The organism is Cellulomonas sp. EB106-03-03-XG116 (assembly GCF_058792015.1).
On record NZ_JBYTEP010000063.1, the window covers coordinates 1 to 20,797 of the forward strand.

13 protein-coding genes are annotated in these 20,797 nt (G+C 76.1%); 6 read left to right on the plus strand and 7 right to left on the minus strand.

Annotated features, from left to right (window positions below; genetic code table 11):
* Positions 1–918: 918 nt before the first annotated feature.
* The 5 genes from glgB to AC3WUG_RS17235 form a co-directional block, all read right to left on the minus strand.
* Positions 919–3,102, minus strand: coding sequence for a 1,4-alpha-glucan branching protein GlgB (gene glgB, locus AC3WUG_RS17215; protein WP_492328781.1), 2,184 nt, complete (start codon positions 3,100–3,102; stop codon positions 919–921).
* Between the two features lie 64 nt (positions 3,103–3,166).
* On the minus strand, positions 3,167–3,823 hold the full coding sequence (locus AC3WUG_RS17220; RefSeq protein WP_492328782.1) for a GDSL-type esterase/lipase family protein: 657 nt from the start codon (positions 3,821–3,823) through the stop codon (positions 3,167–3,169).
* 40 nt (positions 3,824–3,863) lie between these two features.
* Entirely contained in the window at positions 3,864–5,273 is a 1,410-nt protein-coding gene (locus tag AC3WUG_RS17225) for a maltokinase N-terminal cap-like domain-containing protein (protein WP_492328783.1), read from the minus strand.
* A complete protein-coding gene (gene treS / locus AC3WUG_RS17230) occupies positions 5,270–6,964 on the minus strand; it encodes a maltose alpha-D-glucosyltransferase (protein WP_492328792.1) in 1,695 nt (564 codons plus the stop codon). The genes AC3WUG_RS17225 and treS overlap by 4 nt, the downstream gene beginning before the upstream one ends.
* A gap of 134 nt (positions 6,965–7,098) precedes the next feature.
* Positions 7,099–9,204, minus strand: a complete 2,106-nt coding sequence (locus AC3WUG_RS17235; protein ID WP_492328784.1) for an alpha-1,4-glucan--maltose-1-phosphate maltosyltransferase — start codon at positions 9,202–9,204, stop codon at positions 7,099–7,101.
* 227 nt (positions 9,205–9,431) lie between these two features.
* Between AC3WUG_RS17235 and glgP the strand changes: the two genes are divergently transcribed.
* Positions 9,432–12,014 carry an alpha-glucan family phosphorylase gene (glgP, locus tag AC3WUG_RS17240; protein ID WP_492328785.1) on the plus strand — a complete coding sequence of 861 codons (2,583 nt, stop codon included), beginning with the start codon at positions 9,432–9,434 and terminating at the stop codon, positions 12,012–12,014.
* A 135-nt stretch (positions 12,015–12,149) separates the two neighbouring features.
* Here the strand turns inward: glgP and glgX are convergent, their stop codons facing one another.
* On the minus strand, positions 12,150–14,378 hold the full coding sequence (glgX, locus tag AC3WUG_RS17245) for a glycogen debranching protein GlgX (protein WP_492328786.1): 2,229 nt from the start codon (positions 14,376–14,378) through the stop codon (positions 12,150–12,152).
* 141 nt (positions 14,379–14,519) lie between these two features.
* On the opposite strand from glgX, the gene AC3WUG_RS17250 reads away from it, so the two are divergent.
* Positions 14,520–15,353 carry an electron transfer flavoprotein subunit beta/FixA family protein gene (locus tag AC3WUG_RS17250; RefSeq protein ID WP_147795976.1) on the plus strand — a complete coding sequence of 278 codons (834 nt, stop codon included), beginning with the start codon at positions 14,520–14,522 and terminating at the stop codon, positions 15,351–15,353.
* Positions 15,353–16,342 (plus strand): electron transfer flavoprotein subunit alpha/FixB family protein, encoded by a 990-nt coding sequence (locus AC3WUG_RS17255; RefSeq protein WP_492328787.1) that lies wholly within the window; start codon positions 15,353–15,355, stop codon positions 16,340–16,342. Before AC3WUG_RS17250 ends, AC3WUG_RS17255 begins: the two co-directional genes overlap by 1 nt.
* Positions 16,343–16,393: 51 nt before the next feature.
* On the opposite strand, the gene AC3WUG_RS17260 is transcribed toward AC3WUG_RS17255, so the two are convergent.
* The gene (locus AC3WUG_RS17260; RefSeq protein WP_492328788.1) at positions 16,394–17,389 is read right to left on the minus strand and encodes a phosphotransferase family protein; all 996 of its coding nucleotides are present in this window, start codon (positions 17,387–17,389) and stop codon (positions 16,394–16,396) included.
* A 39-nt stretch (positions 17,390–17,428) separates the two neighbouring features.
* Here AC3WUG_RS17260 and AC3WUG_RS17265 point away from each other — a divergent pair, with 39 nt between their 5' ends.
* The 3 genes from AC3WUG_RS17265 to AC3WUG_RS17275 form a co-directional block, all read left to right on the plus strand.
* Positions 17,429–18,673, plus strand: a complete 1,245-nt coding sequence (locus AC3WUG_RS17265) for a cysteine desulfurase family protein (RefSeq protein ID WP_492328789.1) — start codon at positions 17,429–17,431, stop codon at positions 18,671–18,673.
* Positions 18,673–19,821, plus strand: coding sequence for a tRNA 2-thiouridine(34) synthase MnmA (mnmA, locus tag AC3WUG_RS17270; RefSeq protein ID WP_492328790.1), 1,149 nt, complete (start codon positions 18,673–18,675; stop codon positions 19,819–19,821). The genes AC3WUG_RS17265 and mnmA overlap by 1 nt, the downstream gene beginning before the upstream one ends.
* Positions 19,818–20,797 (plus strand): uroporphyrinogen decarboxylase/cobalamine-independent methonine synthase family protein (locus AC3WUG_RS17275; RefSeq protein WP_492328791.1); only part of this gene is annotated, 980 nt, incomplete at its 3' end. The genes mnmA and AC3WUG_RS17275, both read left to right, overlap by 4 nt.

The window sequence follows — 20,797 nt, forward strand, 5'->3', positions numbered from 1 at the left end:
CTTCAGCGCCGATGGTACTGCACTCGCCAGGGTGTGGGAGAGTAGGACGCCGCCGGACATCATTTCAGAAAGAGCCACCCCTTCGGGGGTGGCTCTTTCTGTTTCCCCGGAAAGCCCACGGTGCGGCGTGCGCGCGCGAGCGCCGGCACACGCACGCCGACCTGCTCAGAGCGGGGCCGCTCCGAGCCCACCCATGTCACCGAGCGGGCAGCAGATGCTGCTGTCCGCCCGCTGGAGGCAGCATCTCCTGCCCACTCGGTGTCGGCGCTGCGTCGCTCCCGCACCCTGTGCGCGCCGCCACGTTTCGCGCCTCCGCCGGCGTGAACGCGGCTGCGTGCTCGTTGTGGGCGCTGCGTCTCGAGGTGGCAGGCGTGCTCCGTCTCTGATCGGAGCAGCGCCCGGGCCGGTCGCGCGCCCCGGAGTCCACGTCCACCACCTGGCGGAAGTGCGTTCCGAGGGGCGGGATCCCCGCCGAGTCTGCACACGCGGCCTGTGCGCGTCGGGTCGTGCAGAGGCCACGAATGGAGAGTCGGCGGCCGCAGCAGAGGCGGCTGTCCCTCCTGGCCTCAGCGGGCCGGGTGGGCGAACGCAGCCGCGTGAGCCCGGTCACGCGCTGGCCCGGTGGTGCGCCGGCCCGGTGGTGCGCCGGCCCGGTGTCGGCCAGCCACGCCATCCCGGTGGCGAGCTGGCCCCGTGACGAGCAGCCACGTTCGCCCGGCGCTGCGATGCGCGTGCTGCGCAGGATGGCTCGTTCTGGGTGCGCAGTGGGCCGTTGTCGGGCCTCAGGCTCGTCCCGGGGCCGCGCGCGGGGCCGGTGCCGAGCAGCCACGTGTGCCCTGGGCGCGCGGGGCCGGTGTCGTGCAGCCGCCTACGCCCCCCGCACCCCCTGCGGCGGGGCCGCCGGGCCGGGCGTCGGTGCTACGCGGGCACGAGGTACAGGACGCCCAGAGGCGGGACCCGCAGGGTCGTGGAGAACGCCCGCCCGTGGTGCGGCTCGGGTCGCGCCTGCACCTGCCCGAGGTTGCCCACGCCGGAGCCGCCGTACTCCTCGGCGTCGGTGTTGACGGCCTCGATCCAGGTGCCGCCCTGGGGGAGCGCGAGGCGGTAGTCCTCGTGCGGGACGCCGGAGAAGTTCACGACGACCGCGACGACGTTGCCGCGGTCGTCCCGGCGCAGGTACGCGAGGACGTTGCGGTCGGCGTCGTTCGCGTCGATCCACTCGAAACCCTGGGGGGAGTGGTCGAGCGCCCACATGGCGGAGTGCGATCGGTAGAACCGGTTGAGGTCGCGCACGGCGGACTGGACGCCGCGGTGGGGTGCGTGGTCGAGCAGGTACCAGTCCAGCGACCGGGACTCGGCCCACTCGGTGCCCTGGGCGAACTCGGTGCCCATGAAGATCAGCTGCTTGCCCGGGTGCGACCACTGGTAGGCGAGCAGGGCGCGGACGCCGGCGCGCTGCTGCCAGTCGTCACCCGGCATCTTGCGCATGACGGAGCCCTTGCCGTGCACGACCTCGTCGTGGCTGATCGGCAGGACGAACTGCTCGGAGAACGCGTACACGAGCGAGAACGTGGCCTCGTGGTGGTGGTAGCGGCGGTTGATCGGCAGCTCCGCGAGGTAGCGGAGGGTGTCGTTCATCCAGCCCATGTTCCACTTGAGGCCGAAGCCGAGGCCGCCGCCGCTCGTGGGCGTGGTGACGCCGGGCCAGGCGGTGGACTCCTCGGCGATCATCATGACGCCCGGGGTCCGCCGGTACGCGGTGGCGTTGGCCTCCTGAAGGAACGCGATCGCCTCGAGGTTCTCGCGGCCGCCGTGCACGTTCGGGGTCCACTGGCCGGGCTCGCGCGAGTAGTCGAGGTAGAGCATCGAGGCCACGGCGTCGACGCGCAGGCCGTCGGCGTGGAACTCCTCGAGCCAGTAGGTGGCGTTGGCGACGAGGAAGTTCTTCACCTCGTTGCGGCCGAAGTTGAAGACGTAGGTGCCCCAGTCGAGCTGCTCGCCGCGCTGCGGGTCCGGGTGCTCGTAGAGCGGGGTGCCGTCGAACCGGGCGAGCGCCCACTCGTCCTTGGGGAAGTGCGCGGGCACCCAGTCGAGCAGGACGCCGATGCCGGCGCGGTGCAGGGTGTCGACGAGGTGCCGGAAGTCGTCGGGGTGGCCGAACCGGGAGGTGGGCGCGTAGTACGACGAGACCTGGTAGCCCCAGGAGCCGCCGAACGGGTGCTCGGACACGGGCAGGAACTCGACGTGGGTGAAGCCCATCTCGAGCACGTACGCGGTGAGCTGCTCGGCGAGCTCGCGGTAGGACAGGCCCTGCCGCCAGGAGCCGAGGTGCACCTCGTAGATGCTCATCGGCCCGGAGTGCGGGTCGTGCGAGCGGCGCTGGTCGATCCAGTCCTGGTCGCCCCAGGTGAAGTCGGACTCGACGACGACGGACGCGGTGGCCGGCGGGACCTCGGTGCCCTTGGCGAGCGGGTCCGCCTTCTGCCGCCAGGTGCCGTCGGCGCCGACGATCTCGAACTTGTACCGGGTCCCGGCGGCGACGCCGGGGACGAACAGCTCCCAGACCCCGGACTCGCCGAGGGACCGCATGGCGTGCTGGGCGCCCTGCCAGTGGTTGAAGTCGCCGACGACCCGGACGGCGCGCGCGTTGGGCGCCCAGACGGCGAACGCGGTGCCGACGACGTCGCCGAGGGTGCCGGGGTAGCGGTGCACGTTCGCGCCGAGGACGGTCCACAGCTGCTCGTGCCGGCCCTCCTTGATGAGGTGCCGGTCGAGCTCCTGGACGGTCGGCAGGTAGCGGTAGGGGTCGTCGAGCCGCTGGGTGTCCGCACCGTACGTGACGTCGAGGCGGTAGTCGACCACCTGCGTCTCGGGCAGCAGCGCGACCCAGATGCCGTCCTGCTCGTGCTCGGCGGCCGTGCTGCCGGACTCGGTGACGACGACGACGGCGTCGGCGAGCGGGCGCAGGGTCCGCACGACGAGACCGCTCGGGGTGAGGTGCGCACCCAGCACGGAGTGCGGGTCGTGGTGCGTGCCGGAGGCGACGGCGCGCAGCGTGTCGTGGTCGACGGTGACGGGCGACGTCTCGGCCGGGCGGTTCATGTCCCCACCCAACCACCACCCGGGCGTTCGCGCAGCCAGACGCCGCGCAGCCGGGTGGCGCCACTCAGTCCCGCAGCACCGACCCGCCCGCGGCGGCCCACCACAGGTCGGCCAGCGCCCGGTGCCCCGCGGGCGTCGGGTGCACGCCGTCGCTGGCGAGCGCCGCGGCGCCGTGCTCCGCCGCGAGGGCCGCGAGGTGCGTCCCCGCCGGGACGAGGACGGCGCCGTGCTCGGCGGCGAGCCGGTGCACGACGGCGACCTTCGCGCCGAGGTCCTCGTCCCACCAGCGCTCCTGCTCCGCGGTCACGGGTACGACGAACGGCTCGACGAGGACGAGGCGCCGCACGCCGGCGGCCAGGGCGGACCCGAGCAGGCCGCGGTAGGTGGCCTCGAACGACTCGGCGGGCGTCGTGGCGCCGCGGTCGTAGCGGCGCCAGGTGTCGTTGATCCCGACGGCGACGGACAGCACGTCGGGGCGCTCGGCGAGGACGTCGGCCTGCCAGCGCGCCGCGAGGTCGACGGCCCGGTCGCCGCCGACGCCGCGGTTGGTGACGCGGCAGCCGCGCAGCGGGCCCTCGGCGAGCAGCCGGACGTACCCGTCGCCCAGGCCCTCGGGGTCGGCGCGGCGGCCGCAGTCCGTGACGGAGTCACCGACCAGCAGCACGTGGGTGGGAGCGGGCTCGGGAACGCCGGGCAGGCCGGCCGGGGTCGCGGGGCTCACGCCGGGCAGTCTGCCAGGCGCCCCCGGCCAGGACGCGCCGTCAGCCGATCAGCCGCTGCACCCCCGCGAGCGGGATCGGCAGCCAGTCCGGGCGGTTGCGCGCCTCGTAGACGGCCTCGTACAGCGCCTTGTCGAGCTCCAGCACCCGGAGCAGGTGCGCCCGGGTGCCCGGGTCGAGGTCGCCGCTCTCCGCCGAGTACCCGGCGAGGAAGGCCGCGCGCGCGACCTCGGTCCACGCGGCGGGCGCGTCGCCGACGGCGGCCGCGTAGTCGAACGACCGGAGCATGCCCGCGGCGTCGCGGAGCGCGAGGTCGGGTCGCGTGCGCTGGGCGACGGGGAGCAGCGGCTCGCCCTCGAAGTCGAGGACGTACCAGGTGTCGTCGCCGCGCAGCACCTGCCCGAGGTGCAGGTCGCCGTGCACGCGCTGCCGGTGCGGCACGTCGCCGAGCAGCCGGGTGCGCTCGGCCAGCGCGGCGACGGGGTCGGCGAACCCCTCGAGCTCCGGCACGATCCCGCTCGCCCAGGCGAACCGCGCGGCGAGCGCGTCGGCGACCCGCGCGGCGGCGGGGGACAGGCCCGGCTCGGGGTCGGCGGCGTGCCGGCCCGTGGACGACCCGGCGGCGGAGGCGCCCGTGTCCGGCGCCCCGTCCGCCGGCAGCACGTCGTCCGGCAGGGCCCGCGCCAGCGCCCGGTGCATCTGCCCGACGACCTCCCCGAGGTCCTCGGCGAGGTCGGCGAACGACGCGCCGCGCCGCGCGAAGTCGCACGCCAGCTCGAACCCGTCGTGCGCGCCCGGCACGAACGCGCTCAGCACCCCGAGGTGCCCGTGCGCGGTGCCGTCGCCGTCGGGCCACTCGGCGCCGAGCCAGGCGAGCGGGCGCGGCACGTGGGTCCAGCCGACCTCGGCGAGCGCGCGCGGGACGTCGACGTCCGGGTTGTCGCCCTCGGTCAGCCCGCGGAACACCTTGAGCATCGCGGTGCTGCCGTCGGGGCCGGCCCCGGGGAGGATCACCGAGGTGTTGGACTGCTCGCCCGGCACGACCTTCGGCGCGCCGAGCGCGCCCAGGGCGTCGCCGTCCGCCGGGGCCGCGCCCTCGGGCCGGTCCGCGGCGGCCAGCCAGGCCCGCTCGAACTCCGGCCGCCCGGCGCCGTCGACGACCGCGGTGCCGTCGGGCAGCCGCCCGATCAGCGCCGCGTCCCCGTCGGCCACGTCGGTGCCGAGCACGACGGGCACCTGGAGCACGGCGCCGGTGCCGCCGCCCTCGGCGCGCAGCAGCAGGAGCCGCACGTCCGCGGCGCCGTCCGGGTCGGCGAGGGTCAGGCCGCCGATCGCGGTGACCCGCGCGTCGACCCCCTTGATCGGGAACCAGCGCCGTCCCGGGAGCCAGGGCGCCAGCAGCGCCGCCAGCGCGTCGTCCCGGTCCTCGTGGGCCACCCGTCGCTCGGTCATGCCGTCGTCACCGCCAGCCAGTAGAAGTCGCGCGAGCCGAGCGTGAACGAGGCCGTCCCGTCGGCCCCGACGGGCGGGAACGGCGCCCCGCCGAAGACGTCCCGCAGCTCCGCGCCCGCCAGCTCCGCCGGCAGCCGCACCGTCGTGGCCCGGGCAGTGGACGCCAGGTTCGCGACGACGAGCAGCGTCTCGTCGGGCCCGCGCCGCAGGAAGGACAGCACGGCGTCGTTGTCGCCGGGCGCCACCTCGAACGTGCCGACGCCGAGCGCCGGGTGCTGCCGGCGGACCATGAGCATGCCGCGCACCCAGTGCAGCAGCGACGTCGTCTGCGCGAGCTGTGCCTCGACGTTCACGTTGTTGTAGTGGTGCACGAGCGACTGGATCACCGGCAGGTAGAGCTTGCCGGGGTCGGCGGTCGAGAAGCCGGAGTTCCGGTCGGGCGTCCACTGCATCGGGGTGCGCACGGCGTCGCGGTCCGCGAGCCAGATGTTGTCGCCCATGCCGATCTCGTCGCCGTAGTACAGGCAGGGCGACCCGGGCAGGGACAGCAGCAGCGCGTGCGCGAGCTCGATCTCCTTGCGGGAGTCGTCGAGCAGCGGCGCGAGCCGCCGGCGGATGCCGATGTTGGCGCGCATCCGGGAGTCGGGCGCGTACCAGCCGTACATCGACGCGCGCTCCTCGGTGGACACCATCTCGAGCGTGAGCTCGTCGTGGTTCCGCAGGAACGTGCTCCACTGGCCGCCGCCGGGGATCGCCGGGGTGTCCGCGAGGATGTCGACGATCGACGTCGCCCGCTGGTCGCGCAGCGAGTAGTAGATCCGCGGCATCACGGGGAAGTGGAAGCACATGTGGCACTCGGGCTCGGCCTCGGTGCCGAAGTAGTGCACGACGTCCTCGGGCCACTGGTTGGCCTCGGCGAGCATGATCCGGCCGGGGAACTCCCGGTCGATCATCGCGCGCAGGTCCCGCAGGAACCGGTGCGTCTCCGGGAGGTTCTCGCAGTTGGTGCCGTCCCGCTCGTACAGGTAGGGGACCGCGTCGAGCCGGAACCCGTCGACGCCGACCCGCAGCCAGAACCGCGCGACGTCGAACATCGCCTCGACAACCCGCGGGTTGTCGAAGTTCAGGTCGGGCTGGTGGCTGAAGAACCGGTGCCAGAAGTACTGCCGCCGCACCGGGTCGAACGTCCAGTTGGACGTCTCGGTGTCGACGAAGATGATCCGCGCGTCCTGGTACTTCGTGTTGTCGTCGGACCACACGTAGAAGTCGCCGTAGGGGCCGTCCGGGTCGGACCGGGACGCCTGGAACCACGGGTGCTGGTCGGAGGAGTGGTTCATCACCAGGTCGACGACGACGCGCATCCCGCGCTCGTGCGCCGCGGCGACCAGGTCGGTGAAGTCCTCGAGCGTGCCGTACTGCGCGGCGACCGCGGTGTAGTCCGACACGTCGTAGCCGCCGTCGCGCAGCGGGGACGGGTAGAACGGCGGCAGCCACAGGCAGTCGACGCCGAGCCACTGCAGGTAGTCGAGCCGAGCGGTGAGCCCCTTGAGGTCGCCCGAGCCCGAGCCGTCCGAGTCGGAGAACGACCGGATCATCACCTCGTAGAACACCGCGGTGCGGTACCACTCCGGGTCGTCGCTGAGCCCGCCGTGCTCGGCTCCCGGCACCGGCGGCTGCCGGCGCGCGGGCAGCGCTGTGGTGGCGATCGCACCCGTGGCCGGTGCCCCCGCGGCGCCGTGCGGGACGTGCCCGCCCGCGCCCGTCACCGTCGGGACGACCCCCGTCGCGGACGGCACCGGCGTGCCGCCCGTCGCCCCCGCCGGGGTCACACCCGCTCCACCTGGATCACGTGCGCGACCCGGCTGTACGGGTCGAGCCGCACCCACGGGTGGGCGTCCCAGGCGTAGACCTCCTGGGACAGCACGTCGTGCGCGACGAACCGCGCGTCCGGGTCGAGCCCGAGCGCGGCCAGGTCCAGGTCGACCACGCCGTCGTGCGCCGACCGCGGGTCGAGGTTGACGACCACCAGGACGGTGTCGTCCGTGCCGGTCGGCGACAGGTGCGCCGGCAGGTGCCGGGAGAACGCGACGAGCGACGGGTCCGACGTGGGGTGCACCGTGAGGTTGCGCAGCTGGCGCAGCGCGGGGTGCGCCCGGCGGATCTCGTTGAGCGAGCGCAGCAGCCGGGCGATGCCGAGCGGCTCCGCGGCCGCCCAGTCGCGCGGCTTGAACTCGTACTTCTCGTTGTCGATCTGCTCCTCGACCCCGGGCCGCGGGACGTCCTCGACGAGCTCGTAGCCGGAGTAGATGCCCCAGGTCGGGGACCCGAGCGCCGCGAGCACCGCCCGCACCGCGAAGCCGGCGGTCCCGCCGGTCTGCATGTACGGCGTGAGGATGTCGTGGGTCGTCGGCCAGAACGACGGCCGCATCCACGAGCCCTGCTCGCCGGACACCTCGGCGAGGTACTCGGCGACCTCCTCCTTGGTGTTCCGCCAGGTGAAGTACGTGTACGACTGGTGGAAGCCGACCCGCGCGAGGTTGAGCATCATCGCCGGACGGGTGAACGCCTCGGACAGGAACACCACGTCGGGGTGCGCGGCGCGGACGTCGGCCAGCAGCCACTGCCAGAACGACAGCGGCTTGGTGTGCGGGTTGTCGACGCGGAACGCGGTGACGCCGTGGTCGATCCAGACCTGCAGGACGCGGCGGATCTCCCGCGCGATGCCCTCGGGGTCGTTGTCGAAGTTCAGCGGGTAGATGTCCTGGTACTTCTTCGGCGGGTTCTCCGCGTACGCGATCGTCCCGTCGAGCCGGGTGGTGAACCACTCCGGGTGCTCGGCGACCCACGGGTGGTCGGGGGAGCACTGCAGCGCCAGGTCGAGCGCCACCTCCAGGCCCTGGTCGCGGGCGGCGGCGACGAACGCGTCGAAGTCCTCGAACGTGCCGAGCGACGGGTCGATCGCGTCGTGCCCGCCGTCCGGGGAGCCGATGGCGTACGGCGAGCCCGGGTCGCCCGGCCGCGCGTCGAGGGTGTTGTTGCGGCCCTTGCGGTGCGTGGTGCCGATCGGGTGGATCGGCGTCAGGTAGACGACGTCGAACCCGAGGCCGGCGATCCGCGGCAGGTCCTCGGCGGCGGTGCGCAGCGTGCCCGTGGTCCAGGTGCCGGTGGCGTCGTCGTAGGTGGCGCCGATCGACCGCGGGAAGATCTCGTACCAGGCGCCGGCGAGCGCCAGCGGGCGGTCGACGACCAGCGGGTAGGTGGGCGACGGGCTGACGAGCTCCCGCACGGGGTGCGCGGCGAGCGCGGCCCGCACCTCGGCGGACAGGCCGGCGGCGAGCCGCGCCTCGGCGGGACGGCTGTCGTCGCGCAGGGCGGTCGCGGCGTCGCGGAGCACCTGGGCGTCGGCCTCCGGGATCGCGGCCCCGGCGTCGTCCGCGGTGCGGTCGGCCGCGCGGGCCAGCAGTCGGGCGCCCTCCTCGAGGACGAGCTCGACGTCCACGCCGGCGCCGACCTTGAGCGGCGCGTCGTGCGCCCAGGTGCCGAACGGGTCGGACCAGCCCTCGACGCGGAAGGCCCAGGCCCCGGCCTCGTCGGGCACCAGGCGGGCCTCGTACCGGTCCAGGCCGGGCGCGATGTCGACCATCGTCGCGCGGGCGCGGTCGGTGCCGTCGGGGCCGACGAGCACGGCGGTCGCGGCGCAGGCGTCGTGCCCCTCGCGGAACACCGTCGCGCGGATCGGAACCGCCTCGCCGACCGCGGCCTTGGCGGGCCAGCGCCCGGCCTCGGCGACGGGGGAGACGTCCACGACCGGGATCCGGCCGATGGGCGCGTGGTCGGGCCGGGCCGCCTCCGCGACCGCCTCGGCGGTGGCGACCGCCTTGGCCGGGCTCGCGGCCTTGCGGGCGCGGCGGGTCGGCGCGGGTTCGGGCACCGGGGCGGAGGTCGTGGGGGGCGGCACGTCGGCGGCCGCGGGGGTCGCGCGTGACGAACGGGCGGGACGGGACGCGGGCTGGCGCGGCGTGGGTGTCGACGTCACGGGACCGAACCTATCCACTGGTGCCGGGCCCAGCCATCCGGACGGCCGACCTCGTGGGTGGCGCGCACGAATGGGACCCAGGTGCTGTTCCGGGCCGCCCTGCCGCGCCTAGGCTCGGCCGGGTGAGAGCCATCCGCCGATTCACCGTCCGCACCTCGCTGCCCGCCGAGCTCGCCGACCTGGACGAGCTCGCCCACAACCTGCGCTGGTCCTGGCACGCGCCGACCCGCGACCTGTTCGCCCGCATCGACCCCGCGCTGTGGGACGAGGTGCACGGCGACCCGGTCGCGCTGCTCGGCGCCCTGCGCCCCGAGCGGCTGGCCGAGCTGGCCGCCGACCCCGACGTCGTGGCCGCGGTGCGCGCGGCGACGGCGGACCTGCACGAGTACCTCGAGGCGCCGCGCTGGTACCAGCGCCGGCAGGCCTCCGACCCGTCGCTGCCCGCCGCGATCGGCTACTTCTCCCCGGAGTTCGGCATCACCGCCGTGCTGCCCCAGTACTCCGGCGGCCTCGGCATCCTGGCCGGCGACCACCTGAAGAGCGCGTCCGACCTGGGCGTGCCGGTCATCGGCGTCGGGCTGCTGTACGGCGCCGGCTACTTCAAGCAGTCGCTCACCCGGGACGGCTGGCAGCAGGAGACCTACCCGCTGCTCGACCCCGACGGCATGCCGCTCACCCTGGTCCGCGAGCACGACGGCACCCCCGCGGTGGTGTCCATCGCGCTCCCGGGCGACCGCACGCTGCACGCCCACGTCTGGACCGCGACGGTCGGCCGGGTGCCGCTGCTGCTGCTCGACTCCGACGTGCCCGAGAACGACGAGGCCGCCCGCAAGGTCACCGACCGGCTGTACGGCGGCGGCGGCGAGCACCGGCTCCAGCAGGAGCTGCTCCTCGGCGTGGGCGGCGTGCGCGCGCTGCGCGTGTGGTCCCGGCTGACCGGCGCGCCGGAGCCGGAGGTCTACCACACCAACGAGGGCCACGCCGGGTTCCTCGGCGTGGAGCGGATCCGCGAGCTGGTGACCGGCGCGGGCCTCGGCTTCGACGAGGCGCTCGAGGCCGTGCGCGCGGCCACGGTGTTCACCACGCACACCCCCGTGCCCGCCGGCATCGACCGGTTCGAGGCCGGGCTCGTGCAGCAGTACTTCGGCGGGGCGAACGCCGCCGAGGGGGTGCCGGTCGACCGGGTGCTCGCGCTCGGAGCCGAGGACTACCCGGGCGGCGACCCGACGATGTTCAACATGGCCGTCATGGGGCTGCGGCTCGGCGGCCGCGCCAACGGCGTCTCGCTGCTGCACGGCGAGGTGTCCCGCGGGATGTTCAACGGCCTGTGGCCGGGCTTCGACGACGTCGAGGTGCCGATCACCTCGGTCACCAACGGCGTGCACGCGCCGACCTGGGTCGACCGGCGGCTGTCCGACCTCGCGGCCGAACGGCTGTCCGGCGAGGAGATCGCCGCGGGGGTCGGCTGGCTGCGCAGCGACGCGATCTCCGACGAGGAGCTGTGGGGGATGCGCCGGACGCTGCGCGCGCAGCTCGTCGCGGACGCCCGCCGCCGGGTGCGGCACTCGTGGGCGCAGCGCGGCGCGAGCCCGGCCGAGCTCGGCTGGGTGGACGACGTGCTGTCGCCGGACGTGCTGACCATCGGGTTCGCGCGCCGGGTGCCGACCTACAAGCGGCTCACCCTCATGCTGCGCGACCCCGAGCGGCTGCGCGCCCTGCTCACCCACCCCGAGCGGCCGGTGCAGCTGGTCATCGCCGGCAAGTCGCACCCCGCCGACGACCAGGGCAAGCGGCTCATCCAGCAGCTCGTCCGGTTCGCCGACGACGCCGGGGTGCGGCACCGCATCGTGTTCCTGCCGAACTACGACATCGCGATGGCCCAGACCCTCTACCCGGGCTGCGACGTCTGGCTGAACAACCCGCTGCGCCCGCTCGAGGCCTGCGGCACGTCCGGCATGAAGGCGGCGCTCAACGGCGGGCTCAACCTGTCCATCCTCGACGGGTGGTGGGACGAGTGGTTCGACGGCGAGAACGGCTGGGCCATCCCGACGGCCGACGGCGTCGAGGACCCCGACCGGCGCGACGACCTCGAGGCGGCCGCGCTGTACGAGCTGATCGAGCACCAGGTGGCGCCGCGGTTCTACGACCGCGACGAGCGCGGGCTGCCCGGCCGCTGGCTGGAGATGGTCCGGCACACGCTGGCCACGCTCGGCCCGAAGGTGCAGGCCACCCGGATGGTCGCCGACTACGTCGAGCGGCTGTACGCGCCGGCGGCCGTCGCCGGCCGGGCGCTCGCGGGCGACTCCGGGTTCGCCGGGGCGCGCGAGCTCGCCGCCTGGAAGGGCCGCGTGCGGTCCGGCTGGCAGCACGTGCGGGTCGACCACGTGGAGTCCGGCGGCGTCCGGGAGGTGCCGCAGGTCGGCGACACGCTGCACGTCAAGGCCTACGTCGCGCTCGGCGAGCTCAAGCCCGAGGACGTCGAGGTGCAGGTCGTGCACGGCAAGGTCTCCGAGACCGACGAGCTGCACGGCTTCACCGTCGACCCGCTGGCGCTCGCGGACACCTACGAGGGCGGCCGCTACGGGTTCGCGGGGGACCTGGTCCTCGACGCGTCCGGGCCCTTCGGGTACAGCGTGCGGGTGGTGCCGAGGCACGAGGGTCTGGCGTCGGTCGCCGAGGTGGGCCTGGTCGCGAACGCGGGCTGACGGCGCGGGGGCTCGCGGCGCCTGGCTGCGTCGAGGTCGGTGGTTCCGGCCGAGATCGGTGGTGGCACGCACCGATCTCGGCGCGAACCACCGACCTCGGTGGCGGGGGCCGGGAGGGACGCGGCGCGGCGCGGGTCAGGCGACGTAGACGCGGAGGCTCAGGGGCTCCAGGGCCGCGCGGGTGCCCGCGTCCTGGTGCAGCCCGCCGTTCAGCGCCGCGGCGCTCACCTCGCCCGGGTGCTCCCAGGTGGAGTCCCACGCGAGCTCCCAGGTGGTCTCCCCGCCGTCCGCCGCCGCGTCCGGGTCCGCCAGGACCACGTCGGCCGGGTCCAGCGACCCGTTCACCACCAGCAGCACCGCGTCGCCGTCGGCGGTGCGCAGCATCTGCAGCGTCCGCAGGTCCCCGTCGTGCCACCGCTCGTGGGTGAACACCGCACCCGCCGGGTCGAACCATGCGAGGTCCGGCCGCCCGTCCGCACCGGCGCGGCCGGTGAAGAACCGGGCGCTGCGCAGCGCCGGGTGCGCGCGCCGCAGCGCGGTGAGGTGCCGGGCCGTCGCGAGGAGGTCCCGGCGCCACGGCGCGAGGTCCCAGGACACCCAGGACAGCGGCGAGTCCTGGCAGTACGCGTTGTTGTTGCCGCGCTGGGTCCGGCCGAGCTCGTCGCCGGCGGTGATCATCGGCGTGCCCGCGGCGAGCAGCAGCGTCGCCAGCAGGTTCCGGATGGACCGGCGGCGCAGCGGCACGATGTCGGCGGCCACCGAGTCGGCGGCGACGTGCCCCTCGACGCCGTGGTTCCAGGACCGGTTGTCGTCCGAGCCGTCGCGGTTCTGCTCGCCGTTGGCCTCGTTGTGCTTGTGCTCGTACGCGACGAGGTCGGCGAGGGTGAACCCGTCGTGCGCCGTGACGTAGTTGACCGACGCGCGTGGGCCGCGGACGAGCGGCGGGTCGGACCTCCCGAACAGGTCGACGGACCCGGCGAGCCGGGTCGCGAGGTCCCGGACCCGGTGCTCGGGCAGGCCGTGGGCGGCGCGGGCCGGGTCGGCGAGCCAGAACGACCGCACGGAGTTGCGGAACCGGTCGTTCCACTCGGCGAACGGCGGCGGGAACTGCCCGGTCCGCCAGCCGCCCGGCCCGACGTCCCAGGGCTCGGCGATCAGCTTGAGCCCGTGCAGGGCGGGGTCGGTGGCGGCGGCGACCAGGAACGGGTGGTCGGGGTCGAACCCGGTGTGCCCCCGACCGAGGGTCACCGCCAGGTCGAACCGGAAGCCGTCGACGCCGACCTCCTGCGCCCAGTACCGCAGCGAGTCGAGCGCGAGCCGCACGACCTCGGGCCGCCGGAAGTCCAGGGTGTTGCCCGTGCCGGTGACGTCCGCCAGGGCCGCCGGGTGCGCGCCGTCGTGCAGGTAGTACACCGCGGAGTCGAGGCCGCGCCAGGACAGGTGCTGGCCGGGCAGGCCGCCCTCGCAGGTGTGGTTGTAGACGACGTCGAGGAGCACCTCGATGCCCGCCTCGTGCAGCGCGTGCACGGCGGTGCGCAGCTCGTCGAGCACCGCGGCGGGGCCGGCCGCGCGCGCGGCGGCGGTGGCGTACGGGGCGTGCGGGGCGAAGAAGCCCAGCGTGCTGTAGCCCCAGTAGTTGGTCAGGCCGCGCTGGACCAGGTGCGGCTCCGCGGAGAACGCGTGCACCGGGAGCAGCTCGAGGGCGGTGACGCCGAGCGCCCGCAGGTGGTCCACGACGGCCGGGTGGCCGAGCGCCGCGTAGGTGCCGCGCAGGTGCGGCGGCAGCTCGGGGTGCCGGACGGTCAGGCCCTTGACGTGCGCCTCGTAGACGACGGTGTCGGTCCACGGCGTGTGCGGGCGGTTGGCGGCGGGGTCGACCGCGTCGCCCGCCCCCCGGCGCCCGGGCCGGCGGTCCAGGACGACGGCGTGCGGCACGTGCGCGACCGAGTCGCGGGGGTCGGGCTCGCCGGCGGGGTCGCCCCGCAGCGCGTCGTCGACCACGTGCCCGTAGGTCGCCGGGCCGTGGTCCACCTCGCCGACCAGGCCGCGGGCGTACGGGTCGACCAGCAGCTTCGCCGGGTTGTACCGCAGGCCGGCGCCCGGGTCCCACGGCCCGTGCGCGCGCAGGCCGTACCGCTGGCCCGGCCGGACGCCGGGGACCCGCGCGCTGAAGACGCCCAGGTCCGGCCCGTCGAGCCGGACCCGGCGCTCGGCCCACCCGGTCGGCGCGGCGGGGTCGGGGTCGAGCAGGCAGAGGTCGACCGCGTCCGCGTGCGGCGCGAGCACGCCGACCTCGACGCCGTCGTCGGTCGCGTGCACCCCGAGGCGGGGCGGCGGGCCGGGGTGCGGGGCGGCGGGGGTCACGCGCCCATTGTGGCCCGGGTGCGGGGCTCCGCGGGGTCGCGACCTGGGGCTCCGGTGCCGCGGGGCGCGCGGCGGCACCGCGTCGTCCACCGGGACCCGGTCCCGTGCACCCCCTCCCGCGGGGCGGGTAACGTTCCCGGGGTGAGAATCGTGGTGTGCGTGAAGCACGTGCCCGACATCCAGTCCGAGCGCGCGCTGGGGCCCGACGGGCGCCTCGTCCGCGACGGCGGCGACGGCACCATCAACGAGCTGGACGAGAACGCGGTCGAGGCCGCCGTCGTCCTGGCCGAGCAGGCGCGCGACGCCGGCGACGAGGCCGAGGTCGTCGTGGTGACGGTCGGCCCGGACGACGCGGAGGACGCGGTGCGCCGCGGCCTGCAGCTGGGCGCCGACGCGGCCGTGCACGTGCTCGACGACGCCGTCGCCGGCTCCGACGTGTTCGGCACCGCCGCCGTGCTCGCCGCGGTGCTGCGCCGGCTGGGGGAGCAGGCGCCGGTCGACCTGGTCGTCACCGGCATGGCCGGCCTCGACGGGCTGACCTCGCTGCTGCCCGCGGCGCTCGCGGCGACGCTCGACCTGCCGCAGCTCACGCTCGCCGCCGAGGTCACGCTCGCGGACGGCGCCGTCACGGTGCGCCGCGACCTCGACCACGCCGTCGAGGAGCTCACCGCGCCGCTGCCCGCGCTGGTGTCGGTCACCGACCGCGCCAACGAGCCGCGCTACCCGAACTTCCAGGGGATCATGGCCGCCCGCAAGAAGCCGGTGGAGACCCTGACGCTGGCGGACCTGGGCGTCGACCCGGCCACCGTGGGCGCCGCGGGCGCCCGCACCGAGGTGCTCGAGGCCGCGCCCCGACCGCCGCGCACCGACCGGGTGCTGGTGACCGACGACGGCCAGGCGGGCGCGCGGCTCGCCGCGTGGCTGCTGGAGCGCGACCTGGTCCGCACCACCCCCGCGACCGGAGAGGTCCTCTGATGGCCACCGTGCTCGTCCTGCTCGACCACGCCGAGACCGGCGCCCTGCGCGGCAGCGTGCTGGAGCTCGCCACGGCGGCCCGCGGCCTCGCCGACGGCGGCGAGGTGCACGGCCTGTGGGTCGGCGACGAGCCGGTCGACCCGGCGCTGCCCGTCCTCGGCCGGCACGGGGTCGCCGTGGTGCACCAGGTGTCCACCGGCGCCGTCGACGCGCGGCTGACCCCCGTGCTCGCCGAGGTGCTCGCCGACGCCGTGCGGGAGACCGGCGCCACGGTGCTCCTGGCGCTGTCGACGTTCGAGAACAAGGAGGCCGCCGCCCGGCTGGCCGTCGCCACCGGCGCGGGCGTCGTCACCGACGCCGCCGCGGTCGAGCGGGACGCGCAGGGCCGAGTCGTCGCGTCCAAGACCGTGCTCGCGGGCACCTGGACCACCCGGTGCGCCGTGCGGACCGACCTCGCCGTCGTGCTGCTGAAGGCCGGCGCGGTGGTGTCCCGGCACGTCGAGGAGGAGGCGCCGCTGGCGCCCGAGCTGCGCACCCGCGCGCTCGCCGTCTCCGAGCGCGCCACCCGCGCCGCCCTGGTGCGCCGCACCCCCGCCGCGCCGTCGGACCGGCCGGACCTGTCGTCGGCCGACGTGGTCGTCGTGGGCGGCCGCGGGACCGAGGGCGACTTCGCGCCGATCGAGGCGCTCGCGGACGAGGTCGGCGGCGCGGTCGGCTCGACGCGCGTGGCCACCGACGAGGGCTGGATCGGGCACGAGACCCAGATCGGCCAGACCGGCGTGACGGTGTCGCCGCGGCTGTACATCGGCGCGGGCGTGTCCGGGGCGGTGCACCACCGCGGCGGCATGCAGGCGTCGGGGACGATCGTGGCGGTCAACCCCGACCCGGAGGCGCCGATCTTCGAGATCGCCGACTACGGGATCGTCGGGGACCTGTTCACGGTGCTGCCGCAGGTGACGGAGGAGCTCCGCCGGCTGCGGCAGGGCTGAGGCCGCCGCCCGGGCCGGGCCGAGGCCGCCGCTCCGGCGGCTCCGCGGGGCTCAGGCCAGCGCGCGGAGCCACTCCACCGCGTGCCGCCCCTGGGCCCCCTGGAACCGGCGCAGGTTGGGGATGCCGACCGGCGCCGGCTGCAGCGCGCCGTGCACGAAGTACCCCGCGAGCCCCGCGACGGCGGCGCGCAGCCGCTCCTGCTCGACGCCCTTGGACGCAGGCCGGGTCCAGAACAGGTCCTGCGGCTCGCCGCCGCCCTGCATGGCGACGCTCGGCAGCATGAAGGCGAGGTCCAGCCACGGGGCGCCGACGCTCGCGTGCGGCCAGTCGATCAGCGCGACCCGGCCGCCCTCGTGGTCGTGGTCGACCATGACGTTGTCCGCGCGCAGGTCGCCGTGCACGAGCGCGCTGCCCGCGCAGGCGTCGAGCGCGTCGTCCTCCCAGGCGACCAGCGCGTCGAGGTGCGCGAGCACCCAGGAGCCGGCCTCGCCGGTCCGCGCGGCGAGCGCGTCGAGGTCGGCGCCGGGGCGGGCCGCGATGGTCCGCCAGCCGGTGAAGTCGCCGGCCAGCGTCTCGGCGGTCGGGCGCAGCTCGTGCCCCGGGAGCGGCTCGGCCTCGGCCAGCGTGTCCAGCGCCGCGAGCACGAGGGCGAGCTCGTCGTGGCGCCAGGGGAGCAGCGGCGGGCGGCCGGGCGCCACCTCGAAGCCGAGCAGCACCCAGTCGCCGTCGTCGTCCGACCACAGCAGCGCGGGCGCGGGCACCTGGGGCGGCAGCGCGGCGGCCGCGCGCACCTCCGCCCGGGCGAGCTCCGGGGACTCCGGGTTCTGCTCGGGCGACACGGCCTTGACGAACACGCCGCGCCCGTCGGCCAGCTCGAGGACCGCGGCGAACCCCGGGCTGAACCCGGTGGTCGCGCTGGTCTCGGCGCTCACCTGGGCACCCGCGAGCTCGGAGATCCGGGTGCGGACGGACCGCGGGAGGTCCCGCCAGTCCAGCCGTTGCCCGCTGAAGGCCAGCGGAGGCGTCGTCGCGTCGTCGGCACTCACGCGCCACATCCTGACAGAACCCTTCGTAGACTTCTGCGGGTGAGCGCGTATCTGGACCACGCGGCCACGACGCCCGTGCTCCCGGAGGCGGCTGCCGTCCTGGTCGAGCACCTGTCCCGCACCGGCAACCCCTCGTCCCTGCACACCGCGGGGCGGGCGGCGCGGCGCGCCGTCGAGGAGGCCCGCGAGACGCTGGCCGCGGCGCTCGGCGCGCGGCCCAGCGAGGTGCTGCTGACCGGCGGGGGCACCGAGGCCGACAACCTCGCGGTGAAGGGCCTGTTCTGGGCCCGCACCGCCCAGGACCCGGCCCGGCGCCGCGTCCTGGTGTCGGCCGTGGAGCACCACGCGGTGCTGGACCCGGCGTTCTGGCTGGCCGAGCACGCGGGGGCCGAGATCGTCCTGCTCCCCGTCGACGACGAGGGCCGGGTGCGCCTCGACGCGCTGCGCGACGAGCTCGCCGCGCACGCCGGGCAGACGGCCCTGGTGTCGGTCATGTGGGCGAACAACGAGGTCGGCACCCTGCAGCCGGTCGCCGAGGTGGTCGCGCTCGCGCACGCCCACGGCGTCCCGGTGCACGCCGACGCCGTGCAGGCGGTCGGGCAGGTGCCGGTCGACTTCGCGGCCTCCGGGCTGGACGCGATGACCGTCACGGGTCACAAGCTCGGCGGCCCGGTCGGCGTCGGCGCGCTGCTCGCGCGGCGCGAGCTCGACCTGGTGCCCGTGCTGCACGGCGGCGGTCAGGAGCGGGGGGTGCGCTCGGGGTCGCTCGACGTGCCGGCGATCGCGGCGTTCGCGGTGGCGGTCGACGCGGCGGTGCGCGGGCGCGAGGCGACCGCGGCGCGGCTCGCCGGGCTCCGGGATGCGCTGGTCGACGGCGTGCGGGCGGCGGTGCCCGACGCGGTGCTGCGCGGGCCCGCCGACGCCGCGGACCGGCTGCCGGCCAACGCGCACTTCACGTTCCCCGGCTGCGAGGGGGACTCGCTGCTGTACCTGCTCGACTCCGCCGGCGTCGAGTGCTCGACGGGATCCGCCTGCCAGGCGGGCGTGCCGCAGCCCAGCCACGTGCTGCTCGCGATGGGGCTGGACGAGGCGGACGCCCGCGGCGCGCTGCGGTTCTCGCTCGGCTGGCCGTCGACGGGGGACGACGTGGCCGCGCTGCTCGCGGCGCTGCCGGGCGTCGTGCACCGCGCGCGGTCGGCGGGGCTCGCGGGCGGCAGCCGGCCGGTCGGCGCTGCGGCGGGTGCGCCGGCGGCCGGCGCCCGGTCGACGGCGGGGGCGCGCTGATGCGGGTGCTCGCGGCGCTGTCCGGCGGCGTGGACTCCGCGGTCGCGGCCGCCCGCGCGGTGGACGCCGGCCACGACGTCGTCGGCGTGCACATGGCGCTGTCCCGGAGCCGCGCGCAGCTGCGGACCGGCTCGCGCGGCTGCTGCTCCATCGAGGACGCCGGCGACGCCCGGCGCGCCGCCGACGTGCTGGGCATCCCGTACTACGTGTGGGACCTGTCCGAGCGGTTCGAGGACACCGTCGTCGCCGACTTCCTGTCCGAGTACGAGGCGGGGCGCACGCCCAACCCGTGCGTCCGGTGCAACGAGCACATCAAGTTCGACGCGCTCCTCGACAAGGCGCTGGCGCTGGGCTTCGACGCCGTCGCGACGGGGCACTACGCCTCCGCCACCGCGGGGCCGGACGGCGCGCCGGTGCTGCGCCGCGCACGCGACCTGGCGAAGGACCAGTCCTACGTGCTGGCGGTCATGGGCCCGGAGCGGCTCGCGCGGGCGATCTTCCCGCTCGGCGACGTCGCGTCGAAGGACGAGGTCCGCGCCGAGGCGGCGGCCCGCGGGCTGAGCGTCTCCGCCAAGCCCGACTCGTACGACATCTGCTTCGTGGCCGACGGCGACACCCGGGGGTTCCTCCGGGACCGGCTCGGCTCGCGCCCGGGGGAGGTCGTCGACGCCGACGGCACGGTGCTCGGCACGCACGACGGCGCCTACGGGTTCACCGTCGGGCAGCGCAAGGGCCTGCAGCTCGGGCGCCCGGCGGCCGACGGGAAGCCGCGGTACGTGCTGGCGATCGAGCCCGTGAGCAACCGGGTCGTCGTCGGCGGGGCGGAGGCGCTCGAGGTCGGCGCGGTCGAGGCGCGGGACGCGGTGTGGTTCGGCGCCGCTCCGGCGGACTGGACGGCTTGCCTGCTGCAGGTGCGGGCGCACGGCGCCGCGGTGCCGGCGCGGGCCCGCGCCACGGAGGCGGGCGGGATCGAGATCCGGGTCGACGGGTCGCTGCGCGGGGTCGCCGCGGGGCAGTCGGCCGTGCTGTACGGCGGGACGGACGGGGACGTGGTGCTGGGTCAGGGGACGGTCGACCGGACGGAGCGGGCGCGCGCGGGCGCCGCCGCGGACGGGGCCGTCGCCGGCCGCGCCGGGGCGACCGCGTGACGGCGGTCGGCGGGACCGGGCCCTGGCCGGGCTCGGAGCCGCTGGAGGCGCAGACGACCGTGCTCGGCGACGTCGCCGCCGCGCCGTCCGGCGTCGACGGGCTGCCCTGGACCGTGCGGCTGCCCGAGCGCGGGCCGTTCGGCACCCTCGCCGCGCAGGCGCTCGGCCTCCTGGTCGAGCTGCCCGCGGAGCTCGGGCCGCACGGCTGGCGGCTCGCGGACCGGCCCGGCGTGGACGCGACCCGGCTCGCCGCACTGCGCCGGGAGGACCTGGACGCGCTCGCGGTCGCCGCGCACGGCTGGGACGGGCCGCTGGTCGTGCCGGTCGCCGGGCCGCTGACGCTGGCCGCGAGCGTCTACCTGGCGCGGGGCGACCGCGCGGTCGCCGACCCGGGCGCCGTCGCGGAGCTCGCGGAGTCGCTGGCCGCGGGCGTCGTCGAGCACCTCGACGCGATCCGCCGGGCCGTCCCCGGCGCGCGGCCGACCGTGCTGCTGCACGAGCCGCTGCTGGCGCAGGTGGTCGCCGGGGTGCTGCCGTCGTTCTCCGGGTACGCCCGGCTGCGGTCGGTGGCGGCGCCGGTGGCGTCGGAGCGGATCGGGGCGGTCGTCGCCGGGGTGCGGGCGGGCGGCGCCGAGCGCGTGGTCCTGCACGTCGGCGCCGGTGCCGCGGCGGCCGGGGCCGCGCGCGGCGCCGGGGCGGACGCGGTGGGGCTGGAGGTCGCCGGGCTCGACGAGCGCCGGTGGGAGTCCGTCGCCGAGGCCGTCGAGGGCGGCCTCGCGCTGTGGGCGTCGGTGCCGCAGCCGGAGACGTCGCAGTGCGCCGGGCCGGACGTGCGCGGGGTCGCGGACGCGGTGCTCCGCGGCTGGGAGCGGGTCGGGCTGCCGCGCGCCGGCCTGCGGGACGTCGTGCTGCTCGCCCCGGCGGGACCGGCGGTGCCCGGGGGCGCGGCGGGCGCGGCGGGCGCGCGGGTCGACCC